Consider the following 11,313-nt stretch of genomic DNA (forward strand, 5'->3'; position numbering starts at 1 on the left):
CCTGCTGCACCTGCCGCCGCGCCAGCGGTGACGCCAGCCCCGGCTGCAACTGATCCCAAGACCGTGAAAAAACCTGTACCCGCCGCAGCCAAGCCGCCAGCCGCTGCGCCGGCCACTACTCGGGAGAGGGAATAATGGCGGGCACTCATTCGCGAAACGGCTGGATTGTCTGGCTGACGTTTGCCATCGGCCTGTTGCTCAGCGTTTCGCCGTTGCCGCAGTTCATGGAAATCCTGCGCCCGTTGTGGTTGGCCCTGTTGCTGGCATTCTGGGCCCTGGCCTTGCCGCACAAGGTGGGCATGGTCACCGCCTGGTGCCTGGGCTTGATGGAAGACGTGCTGTACGGCACCTTGCTGGGCCAGAATGCATTGATTCTGACCCTCATCACCTTTTTGGTATTGTCGCTGGCGCAACGGTTGCGTACGTTCCCGATGTGGCAGCAAAGCCTGGTGATCCTGGTCATATTTGGCCTGGCTCAACTGGCTCAACTATGGCTGAGTGCCTTGACCGGCAATCGCCAGCCCACGCTGGCGTTGGTATTGCCAGCGCTGGTCAGTGCGCTGTTGTGGCCATGGGTGAGCTACGGGCTGCGCGGTTTGCGCCGACGTTTCAAAATCAATTGACTGGATCGCGAGCCATTTCCTGGTTTGTGTACGTAGACAGGGAGATGTCTTGATGACTCCGCTTTTTCTGGCCTCTGGCTCACCGCGCCGCCGCGAGTTACTGACTCAAATCGGCGTGCCGTTCCAGGTGGTCAGCGCCTCCATAGACGAAACTCCCCTCCCTGACGAATGCCCTGCGGCCTATGTCGAGCGCCTGGCGCGAGCAAAGGCCCGTGCGGGGCGCGAGCACCTGCTCGAGGCCTCGGTAAGCGCTCCATTCTGCGTATTGGGCGCCGACACCGCCGTCGTACTGGATGACCAGATTCTCGGCAAACCGGTCGACGAGGCCGATGCCTTGTCTATGCTCATGGCGTTGTCTGGCCGGGAGCATGAAGTCTTGACGGCCATTGCCATTTTGGCGGCCGAGCGTTGCGAAACCCGTGTGGTGCGCAGCCGGGTCAGTTTCAGAACCATCAGCCAGCAAGAAGCCGCCCAATATTGGGCCAGCGGAGAGCCTCAGGACAAAGCCGGTGGCTACGCCATTCAAGGGTTGGCCGCGGTATTTGTGGCGGGCCTTAATGGCAGTTATTCCGGGGTTGTGGGTTTGCCTGTATGCGAAACCGCAGAACTGCTCGGGCAATTCGGCATACCCTGTTGGCAAACCTTATCGAGCGCTGAATAACGCGCCTTACATGACTTGGCACTAATGCTATGACGCCTGAACGAGACCCAGCCATGAGTGAAGAGATTCTGATCAACATCACGCCGATGGAATCGCGCGTGGCCGTGGTAGAGAACGGTGTTCTGCAAGAGGTGCATGTCGAGCGTACCCAGCGCCGCGGCATTGTTGGCAACATTTATAAGGGCAAGGTGGTGCGGGTGTTGCCCGGCATGCAGGCTGCCTTTGTCGACATCGGACTGGACCGTGCCGCCTTTATTCACGCATCTGAAATTTCACTGCGTGAAGGCCAGGCCGTTGAGAGCATCAGCGCGCTGGTGCACGAAGGTCAAAGCCTGGTGGTGCAAGTCACCAAAGACCCGATTGCGTCAAAAGGCGCACGCCTAACCACGCAGCTGTCGATTCCTTCGCGCTACCTGGTGTACATGCCGCGCACGGCCCATGTCGGTATTTCGCTGAAGATCGAAGACGAAGCCGAACGTGAGCGCCTCAAGCAGGTGGTCAGTGATTGCGTGGCGCAAGAAGGCATCAAGGAAGCAGGTGGTTTTATTTTGCGCACGGCCGCTGAAGGCGCCGGGGCGGATGAGATCCTCATGGACATTCGCTACTTGCGCCGCTTGTGGGACCAGATCGGTCTGCAGATCAAAACGGCGGGCGCACCGAGCGTTATCTATGAAGACTTGGGCCTGGCGTTGCGCACCTTGCGTGACCTGGTCAGCCCGAAGATCGAGAAAATTCGCATCGATTCGCGAGAAACCTTCCAGAAGACTACCCAGTTTGTGGCTGAACTGATGCCGGAAATCGCCGACCGCCTTGAGCATTACCCCGGCGAGCGGCCGATTTTTGACCTGTATGGCGTAGAAGACGAAATCCAGAAGGCGCTGGACCGCAAGGTGCCGCTCAAGTCGGGCGGTTATCTGGTAGTCGACCCGGCTGAAGCCATGACCACCATCGACGTCAACACCGGCGCGTTCGTGGGCCATCGCAACCTTGAAGAAACCATCTTCAAGACCAACCTTGAAGCGGCAACGGCCATCGCCCGGCAACTGCGCCTGCGTAATCTGGGCGGCATCATCATCATTGACTTCATCGACATGGAAGATGAAGAGCACCAGCGTCAGGTGCTTCGTACCCTCGAAAAGCAGCTGGAGCGCGATCACGCCAAGACCAACATCATCGGTATCACCGAGTTGGGGCTGGTACAGATGACCCGCAAGCGCACCCGCGAAAGCCTTGAGCAAGTGCTCTGCGAACCCTGCGTGTGCTGCCAGGGGCGCGGCAAGCTGAAAACCCCTGAAACCATTTGCTACGAAATCTTCCGCGAAATTCTCCGTGAAGCCCGCGCGTACCAAGCCGTTGGCTATCGTGTATTAGCCAACCAGCGTGTTGTTGACCGTTTGCTGGATGAAGAGTCGGGCAACGTTGCCGAGCTGGAAGGATTTATCGGGCGTACCATCCGTTTTCAAGTAGAAACTCAGTACTCCCAGGAACAATACGACGTGGTACTGCTCTGAAGTATCTGAACGCGTATCCGCATGACAGGGGGTTGGGCGCAGCCCCCTCGACCATCACTGAAGGGGCCACCTGACATGGAGCGTCTGACACGCTTTTTTGCCGCGCTGACCCGCTGGGGATTAGGTCTATGTGCGTTGGTTCTGGTGCTCACGGCGCTCTACGTCAGCTTGGGTCGTGAGCTGACGCCACTGATTGCCGAATACCGCGCAGAAATCCAGACCAAGGCACGTGATGCCTTGGGCATGCCGTTGACCATTGGCAGCCTTGAAGGCAGCTGGAAGGGCATGGCGCCGGTACTGCTGGCGCACGACGTGGTGGTCGGCGAGGGCACTAGTGCCCTGCGGCTGGACAACGTGAAGGTGGTGCCCGATGTCTGGGCCAGCCTGCTCAATCGCGATGTGCGGCTTGCCAGCGTGCAACTGGGCGGCCTGCAACTGAGTGCCCGTCAGGACAAGGACGGCCATTGGGCGCTGGAAGGGCTGCCTGTGCAGGATGATCAGCCGCTGGACCCCGAGCAACTGCTGAATCAATTGCAGCGGGTGGCGCGGGTATCGGTCCTCGACAGCCAGGTGACCCTCGAACCCTTCAATCATGCACCGATGACCCTGACCTATGTCGGGCTGACGCTGGACGTGGGGGCTTCTGACCAGCGTCTGGATGCGCGTTTGACTCTGCCCGACGGCCAGCCGCTGGCGCTGAGCCTCAAGACCCAGATCCAGGCCAGCCGCTGGCGCGACGGTGCCGCTCAGGCCTATTTGAGCTTGCCGCAGAGTGACTGGGCCAAATGGCTGCCGGCCAGCCTGATCCAGCCGTGGAAAGTCTCTGAATTAAAAGCCGGTGGCGAGTTCTGGTTCAACTGGGGCAATGGTACCGTGCAAAGCGCTGTGGCGCGCCTCAATGCGCCCAAACTGAGCGGTGCCTATGCCGATCGCAAAGCCGAAACCCTCGACAACCTGGCGCTGCATGCCTGGGTCGAGCGTGGCAAGCAGGGGTTCACGGTTACCCTCGATTCACTGGCAATGAACATCGCTGACAAGCGCTGGGAAACCCGCCTGCAGTTGCAACAGTTCGCCGCCACCCAAGGCGAGCAGGAACGTTGGCATTTACAGGCCGATCATCTGGACCTGACGCCGATCACCCCGTTAATGGATTCGCTGGCGCCGGTGCCAGAAGCCGTTGCCAAGGTGATTGACCAACTGAGCGTCACCGGCACCTTGCGCAACGTCCTGGCCGACTACCGGCCGAATGCGACCGACGATCAAAAAATCAGCTTCGCCGCCAACTTGCAGCAAGTTGGTTTCAATGCCACCCACGGGGCACCGGCGGCGCGTAACGTCAGCGGGCTGATCAGTGGTGACCTGGGCAAGGGCGAATTGCGCCTCGACAGCAAAGATTTTGTCCTGCACCTGGACCCGATTTTCGACAAGCCCTGGCAGTACCTGCAAGCCAATGCCTTGCTCAAGTGGACGCTGGATAAAAACAGCTTCACCTTGATCGCGCCCTACATCAAGGTGCTGGGCGAAGAGGGCAAAATTGCCGCTGACTTCCTGATCCGCATCCACATGGATCACTCTCAGGAAGACTACATGGACCTGCGCGTCGGGCTGACCGATGGCGATGGTCGATTCACCCCTAAATACCTGCCGGCCGTATTGAGCCCGGCGCTGTCCGAGTGGTTGAGCACGGCGATATTAAAAGGCTCGGTGGAAGAGGGCTTTTTCCAGTATCAAGGCTCACTGGACCACGATGCCGTGGACGCGGCGCGCAACATCAGCCTGTTCTTCAAGGTCCATGGCGCTGAATTGGCGTTCCAGCCAGGCTGGCCACATGTGCGCGATGTTTCCGGTGACGTGTTTATCGAAGACAGCGGTGTGCGGATCATGGCCAGCAAAGGCCTGTTGCTCGACACCAAAGTGCGCAACGTCGCGGTCAATATCCCTCACGTCCACGCTGGCAAAGTCACTCACTTGTTTTTGGACGGTGACTTCGACGGCGGTTTGGGCGATGGCCTGAAAATCTTGCAAGAAGCGCCAATTGGCACTGAATCGACCTTTGCCGGCTGGCAAGGCGAGGGCTCGCTCAAGGGCCGCGTTGATCTCGACATCCCGCTGGAGCATGGCGAAGAGCCGAAAGTCGTGGTGGATTTCAACACCGACAAGGCCCGCCTGAAAATCAGTGATCCAGAACTTGAACTGACCCAACTCAAGGGCGACTTCCGCTTCGACAGCGCCAAGGGCCTGAGCGGCAAAGCCATCAGCGGTCGCGCATTCGACCAACCGATCAAGGCGCAAATCTTTGCCGAGGGCAAGTCGGGCAAGCTGAGTACCCGCGTAGTGGCAAGCGGTCAGGTCGGGGTTAAAAAACTGACCGACTGGCTCAAGTTCAATCAGCCGATTCCGGTGTCCGGGATGCTGCCTTATCAGTTGCAATTGACCCTGGACGATGCCGACAGCCAGTTGCGGGTCAGTTCGTCACTCAAAGGGGCGACTATCGATTTGCCAGCACCGTTTGGCCTGGCCGCCAATGAAAGCCGCGACGCGGTGTTTCGCATGACCTTGCAAGGGGCTGAGCGGCGTTACTGGTTTGACTACGGTGACTTGGCGAACCTGACCTTTGCCGCCCCCAATGGCAAGTTTGAAGACGGCCGGGGTGAGTTGTTCCTGGGGTATGGCGACCCGGTGTTGCCGGTTACCAAAGGCTTGCGCATTCGCGGTGTGTTGTCAGAACTCGACGTTGCCCCGTGGCAGGCACTGGCCGAGCGCTATGCGGGCAAAGACCCGGGCGGCAGCGCCAAACAACTGCTTAGCAGTGCCGACTTCAAAGTGAATAAGCTCATCGCCTTCGGCACTCAGCTTGATCAGGTGCGGCTGCAAATGAAGCGCAGCGGGGCGGCCTGGGACCTTAACATCAACAGCAAACAGGCGACGGGCGCTGTCACGTTGCCGGATGCGAAGAACGCGCCGATCAAAGTGACGATGCAAACCATCCGCCTCCCGGCGCCAGACCCTAAAGCGGTCAGCGACCCCAATGCGCCGGACCCACTGGCGTCGGTCGATCCGCGCAAGATCCCGGCACTCGACATCATCATTCGCCAGCTCTATCAGGGCGCTGATTTGCTCGGCGCCTGGTCGCTCAATATCAGGCCGACCACCCGCGGGATCAACCTCAATAACCTGAGCCTGGGCCTCAAGGGTTTGTTGCTTGAAGGCTCGGGCGGCTGGGAAGGCGTGGCCGGGGCGAGCAACAGCTGGTACCGGGGCCGGATTGGCGGCGGCAACCTGGCTAACGTGTTGCAGGGCTGGGGCTTTGCCCCAAGCGTGACCAGTGAGGATTTCAAAGTCGATATCGATGGCCGCTGGCCGGGCTCGCCTGCCTGGATTGGCCTGAACCGGTTCTCTGGCACCCTCGATGCCACCTTGAATAAAGGCCGCTTTGTTGAGGTCGACGGCAGCACACAGGTGGTGCGCATTTTTGGCCTGCTGAACTTCAACGCTATCGGCCGGCGTCTGCGCCTGGATTTCTCGGACCTGTTCAGCAAAGGACTGAGCTACGACCGGGTCAAAGGCTTCCTGACCGCAAACAACGGCGTATACCGCACCACCTCGCCGATCCTCATGACCGGCCCGTCGACTAACCTTGAACTCAGTGGCACTTTGAACATGGTCTCTGATCAGGTGAATGCGAAACTGCTGGTGACCCTGCCTGTGACCAACAACTTGCCGCTTGCGGCCTTGTTGGTCGGCGGCCCGGCAGCGGGCGGTGCGATGTTCCTGCTCAATAAGCTGATCGGTGATCAGGTGTCACGTTTCGCCAGCGTGCAATACAGCATTCAAGGCCCATGGAACGACCCGAAAATCACCTTCGACAAGCCATTTGAGAAAAACTAGGAGTAGCATGACAACGGCAGTGCCGGTGGAGGTTCTGTCTACACAGTCCATCAAGGGGGCGTGATGTCGTTTGCAGTGATTCAAATGGTTAGCCAGAGCGATGTGCTGGCCAACCTGGCTCAGGCCCGGCGCTTGCTTGAAGACGCGGCGCAACGCGGTGCACAGCTCGCGGTGTTGCCAGAAAACTTCGCTGCCATGGGCCGTCGCGATATCGCTGATGTGGGGCGCGCCGAGGCATTGGGCGAAGGTCCAATCCTGCCATGGTTGAAACAGACCGCACGCGACCTCAAGTTATGGATAGTGGCGGGCACTTTGCCGCTGCCGCCAGCGGGTCAGCCAGACGCCAAGGTCAATGCCTGTTCATTGTTGATCAACGCCGACGGTGAGCAAGCGGCGCGTTACGACAAGCTGCATTTGTTTGATGTGGATGTGTCTGACAGCCGGGGTCGTTACCGCGAGTCGGATGACTACGCGCCCGGTGAACGTGTGGTGGTGGCCGATACGCCGGTGGGCAAATTGGGCCTGACCGTGTGCTACGACCTGCGTTTTCCGGAGTTGTACAGTGAATTGCGGGCTGCCGGAGCGGAGTTGATCACCGCGCCTTCGGCCTTTACCGCGGTGACTGGTGCTGCACATTGGGACATTCTGATTCGGGCACGGGCCATCGAAACCCAATGTTATGTACTGGCCGCCGCCCAGGGCGGTGTTCATCCGGGCCCGCGTGAAACCTACGGGCATGCGGCGATCATCGACCCGTGGGGCCGGGTGTTGGCGGAACAGGCGCAAGGCGAGGGCGTATTGCTGGCCGCGCGCGATGCTGACGAACAAGCCGCCATCAGGGCGCGCATGCCGGTGGTGAACCACCGGCGGTTTTTTTCGCAGGGCGCACAGCGACCTGCACAGCAGGACTAATTTTCAGGCCCGTGGGTTCAGTGCATCCATGATGCTGAAACAGGGGCCAAGACGGAGTGAATATGAGCGAGTTGTTGACCTCAGTCAGCGAACACCTGTTGGCACCGGGCGGTGTCACCCTCGACAGCCTGCAAGGCGTATTGGGTGACTTGGCCGGGCCGGGCATTGATGCAGCAGATTTGTATTTTCAGGGGCAGATTTCCGAGTCCTGGGCCCTGGAAGACGGCATCGTCAAAGAAGGCAGCTTCAATCTCGATCAGGGCGTCGGAGTGCGTGCCCAGTCAGGTGAGAAAACCGGCTTTGCCTACAGCAATGCCATCACCCTGGAAGCGCTGGGGCTGGCGGCGCGGGCTGCCCGTTCCATCTCCCGTGCCGGGCAAAACGGCACCGTGCAAGCCTTTACAACCCAGGACGTGGCGCAACTGTACGCCCCGGATAACCCCCTGGAAGTCATCACCCGCGCCGAAAAAGTCGAGTTGCTCAAGCGCGTCGATGCGGCCACCCGTGCTCTAGACCCGCGTATTCAGCAAGTGACCGTGAGCATGGCCGGGGTGTGGGAGCGTATTCTGGTGGCCTCCACCGACGGCGGCCTGGCAGCCGATGTGCGCCCGCTGGTGCGTTTCAATGTCAGTGTGATCGTCGAGCAAAATGGCCGTCGCGAGCGCGGTGGCCATGGTGGCGGTGGCCGTACCGACTACCGCTACTTCCTGACCGACGACCGCGCCATGGGCTACGCCCGTGAGGCGTTGCGCCAGGCGCTGGTCAACCTCGAAGCCGTACCGGCACCTGCGGGCACCATGCCGGTGGTCCTGGGCTCTGGCTGGTCGGGCGTGTTGCTGCACGAAGCGGTAGGGCACGGCCTTGAGGGCGACTTCAACCGCAAAGGCAGCTCGGCCTACAGCGGCCGCATGGGCGAAATGGTTGCTTCCAAACTGTGCACCATCGTCGATGACGGCACCCTGGCCGGTCGTCGTGGCTCGTTGAGCGTCGATGACGAAGGCACCCCGACCGAGTGCACAACGCTGATTGAAAATGGCGTGCTCAAGGGCTACATGCAAGACAAGCTCAATGCGCGCCTGATGGGCGTCGCACGCACCGGTAACGGCCGTCGCGAATCCTATGCGCACTTGCCCATGCCGCGCATGACCAACACCTACATGTTGGGTGGCGAAAGTGATCCGGCAGAAATCATCGCGTCGGTGAAAAAGGGCATTTACTGCGCCAATCTGGGCGGTGGTCAGGTCGACATCACCAGCGGCAAGTTTGTATTTTCCACCAGCGAGGCTTACCTGATCGAAGACGGCAAAATCACTCGTCCAGTCAAAGGCGCGACCCTGATTGGCAACGGGCCGGAAGCGATGAGCAAGGTGTCGATGGTCGGTAACGACCTGTCATTGGACAGCGGCGTCGGAACCTGTGGCAAGGATGGGCAGTCGGTACCGGTCGGTGTCGGGCAGCCAACCCTGAAAATTGATGCGATTACCGTAGGCGGTACGGGCGGTTGATGGGGAGCGGGTGGGTTGCAGGGCAACCCACCCACGTACGAGATTTAACGCAGACCGCGTTGCGTCTCGTCCAACCCACGAATGTACTTGAACAATTTGCGGCTTGAGGCCGGTGCCTTGTTATGAGCCAGTTCGTGTTTGGCCTGACGGATGACCGAGCGCATTTGCTGGCGGTCAGCCTCAGGGAACTCGACAACAAATTTTTCCAGTACAGCGTCGTCGCCTTCGAGCAGGCGATCACGCCAGCGCTCGAGGTTGTGGAAACGCTCGTTGTATTGGCGAGAAGAGGCATCGACTTGATCGATCAAAGCAAGAATTTCGTCGATCGGTTGATCGCGCATCAGCTTGCCGATGAACATCAGATGGCGCTTGCGCGCAATATGAGCCGTGTGTTTTGGAGCATCTGCCAGAGCCTTACGCATAGCGTCAGTCAAAGGCATTTTGTTCAGCAAATCAGGCTTGAGCGTTGTAAGACGCTCGCCCAGATCAACCAGAGCATGCAGCTCTTTTTTGACCTGTGTTTTGCTTTTTTCGCCGTCGAAGGCGTCGTCGTAAGAATCAACCATGGTGGCAGTCCGCAAAGAAACGCCGCCATGATAACCAGTCGGAGGCCGCTTGTCCGGCCTGGTCGCTCGGCGGCCCTACCGAAAACAGAATTTGAGTGGAGAAAACCATGAGTGCAGTACAAAGCGTCGGCCCGCAGGCCTTGCCGGCACTGCAACAGCAGGTCGAGCAAATCATCGCCGAAGCCAAGCGCCAGGGCGCCAGCGCCTGCGAAGTCGCGGTGTCGCTGGAGCAGGGCCTGTCGACCTCTGTACGCCAGCGCGAAGTCGAAACCGTTGAGTTCAATCGCGATCAGGGTTTTGGCATCACGCTCTATGTGGGACAGCGTAAAGGCTCGGCCAGCACCTCGGCCAGCGGCCCGGATGCTATCCGCGAAACCGTCGCGGCCGCTTTGGCAATTGCCAAGCACACCTCCGAAGACGAAAGCTCGGGCCTGGCCGACGCCAGCCTGATGGCCCGCGACCTGAAAGATTTTGATGTGTTCCACACTTGGGACATCACCCCGGAACAAGCCATCGAAAAGGCCTTGGCCTGCGAAGCTGCGGCTTTTGACGCTGACAGCCGCATCAAAAACGCCGACGGCACCACCCTCAGCACTCATCAGGGCTGCCGGGTGTATGGCAACAGCAATGGCTTTATCGGTGGTTCAGCGTCTACCCGGCACAGCTTGAGCTGCGTGATGATCGCCGAAGGCGACGGGCAAATGCAGCGTGACTACTGGTATGACGTGAACTGCCAGGGCGAGTTGCTGATGGACGCCGTCAGCATCGGCCAGCGCGCCGCAGAACGCGCCGCTCGCCGCCTGGGTTCGCGCCCGGTGCCGACCTGCGAAGTCCCGGTATTGTTCTCGGCTGAACTGGCCGGTGGCTTGTTCGGCAGCTTTTTGGGCGCGATTTCGGGGGGCAACCTGTACCGTAAATCGTCGTTCTTGCTGGATGCGTTGGGGCAGCAGATTTTCCCTGAATGGCTGACCTTGGACGAGCGTCCGCATCTGGTCCGTGCCATGGGCAGTTCCTCCTTCGATAACGACGGCCTGGCGACTTACGCCAAATCGTTTATCAAGGATGGCGAGTTGGTGTCCTACATCCTCAGCACCTATTCCGGCCGCAAACTGGGCCTGCCCAGCACCGCCAACGCGGGTGGCGTGCACAACCTGTTCGTGACCCACGGTGACGAAGACCAGGCGGCCCTGATCCGCCGCATGGGCCGGGGGTTGCTGGTGACTGAACTGATGGGCAGCGGCCTGAACATGGTCACGGGCGACTACTCCCGTGGCGCAGCGGGTTTCTGGGTTGAGAACGGTGAAATCCAGTTCCCGGTTCAAGAAGTGACCATCGCGGGCAACATGCGCGACATGTTCAAACAGATCGTTGCCGTGGGTAACGACTTGGAACTGCGCAGCAACATCCGCACCGGCTCGGTGCTGATCGAACGAATGACCGTCGCGGGCAGCTAAACCTTCCCGTTTGTAATCAAGGCGTATCACCTTCACGGGTGATACGCCTTTTTTTCGACCCAACCTTTGTAGGAGCGAGCTTGCCTCGCGATCTTTTGATCTTGAAAGATCGAGAAGCAAGCTCGCTTGTGTCTTCGTTGGAGTTAAGGTGTTAGGTGAGAGGGGTGGACGGCAAGCTGCTAGCTCGCGGTGC

The 11,313-nt window shown here is 59.7% G+C and carries 8 protein-coding genes; 7 read left to right on the forward strand and 1 reads right to left on the reverse strand.

Annotated features, from left to right (window positions below):
* The first annotated feature begins 134 nt into the window (after positions 1-134).
* The 6 genes from mreD to tldD all read left to right on the forward strand — a co-directional run bounded on the left by mreD (position 135) and on the right by tldD (position 9,100).
* Positions 135-623 (forward strand): rod shape-determining protein MreD, encoded by a 489-nt coding sequence (gene mreD, locus GHO41_RS26765; RefSeq protein ID WP_048368384.1) that lies wholly within the window; start codon positions 135-137, stop codon positions 621-623.
* Between the two features lie 52 nt (positions 624-675).
* Positions 676-1,284 (forward strand): nucleoside triphosphate pyrophosphatase, encoded by a 609-nt coding sequence (locus tag GHO41_RS26770; RefSeq protein WP_153435112.1) that lies wholly within the window; start codon positions 676-678, stop codon positions 1,282-1,284.
* A 53-nt stretch (positions 1,285-1,337) separates the two neighbouring features.
* On the forward strand, positions 1,338-2,795 hold the full coding sequence (gene rng, locus GHO41_RS26775) for a ribonuclease G (RefSeq protein ID WP_048368382.1): 1,458 nt from the start codon (positions 1,338-1,340) through the stop codon (positions 2,793-2,795).
* Positions 2,796-2,870: 75 nt separating this feature from the next.
* Complete coding sequence (locus tag GHO41_RS26780) at positions 2,871-6,683, forward strand: YhdP family protein (RefSeq protein WP_153435113.1); 3,813 nt, start codon at positions 2,871-2,873, stop codon at positions 6,681-6,683.
* A 63-nt stretch (positions 6,684-6,746) separates the two neighbouring features.
* Entirely contained in the window at positions 6,747-7,595 is an 849-nt protein-coding gene (locus GHO41_RS26785; RefSeq protein ID WP_153391932.1) for a carbon-nitrogen hydrolase family protein, read from the forward strand.
* 62 nt (positions 7,596-7,657) lie between these two features.
* Positions 7,658-9,100: a metalloprotease TldD gene (gene tldD, locus GHO41_RS26790; RefSeq protein WP_048368379.1), complete on the forward strand. Its 1,443-nt coding sequence runs from the start codon at positions 7,658-7,660 to the stop codon at positions 9,098-9,100.
* A 44-nt stretch (positions 9,101-9,144) separates the two neighbouring features.
* On the opposite strand, the gene yjgA is transcribed toward tldD, so the two are convergent.
* Positions 9,145-9,666: a ribosome biogenesis factor YjgA gene (gene yjgA / locus GHO41_RS26795; protein ID WP_048368378.1), complete on the reverse strand. Its 522-nt coding sequence runs from the start codon at positions 9,664-9,666 to the stop codon at positions 9,145-9,147.
* 107 nt (positions 9,667-9,773) lie between these two features.
* Between yjgA and pmbA the strand changes: the two genes are divergently transcribed.
* Positions 9,774-11,120, forward strand: a complete 1,347-nt coding sequence (gene pmbA, locus GHO41_RS26800; RefSeq protein ID WP_153435114.1) for a metalloprotease PmbA — start codon at positions 9,774-9,776, stop codon at positions 11,118-11,120.
* The last annotated feature ends 193 nt before the right edge of the window (positions 11,121-11,313 follow it).

Origin of the sequence: Pseudomonas sp. FSL R10-0399 (assembly GCF_009600165.1) — a bacterium.
GTDB lineage: Bacteria > Pseudomonadota > Gammaproteobacteria > Pseudomonadales > Pseudomonadaceae > Aquipseudomonas > Aquipseudomonas helleri.

What these genes read in the sequence shown, in the direction of transcription:
- yjgA (WP_048368378.1), bottom strand. Translation starts at nt 9,666, where the DNA reads ATGGTTGATTCTTACGACGACGCCTTCGACGGCGAAAAAAGCAAAACA.
- mreD (WP_048368384.1), top strand. Translation starts at nt 135, where the DNA reads ATGGCGGGCACTCATTCGCGAAACGGCTGGATTGTCTGGCTGACGTTT.
- GHO41_RS26780 (WP_153435113.1), top strand. Translation starts at nt 2,871, where the DNA reads ATGGAGCGTCTGACACGCTTTTTTGCCGCGCTGACCCGCTGGGGATTA.
- GHO41_RS26770 (WP_153435112.1), top strand. Translation starts at nt 676, where the DNA reads ATGACTCCGCTTTTTCTGGCCTCTGGCTCACCGCGCCGCCGCGAGTTA.
- pmbA (WP_153435114.1), top strand. Translation starts at nt 9,774, where the DNA reads ATGAGTGCAGTACAAAGCGTCGGCCCGCAGGCCTTGCCGGCACTGCAA.
- rng (WP_048368382.1), top strand. Translation starts at nt 1,338, where the DNA reads ATGAGTGAAGAGATTCTGATCAACATCACGCCGATGGAATCGCGCGTG.
- GHO41_RS26785 (WP_153391932.1), top strand. Translation starts at nt 6,747, where the DNA reads ATGTCGTTTGCAGTGATTCAAATGGTTAGCCAGAGCGATGTGCTGGCC.
- tldD (WP_048368379.1), top strand. Translation starts at nt 7,658, where the DNA reads ATGAGCGAGTTGTTGACCTCAGTCAGCGAACACCTGTTGGCACCGGGC.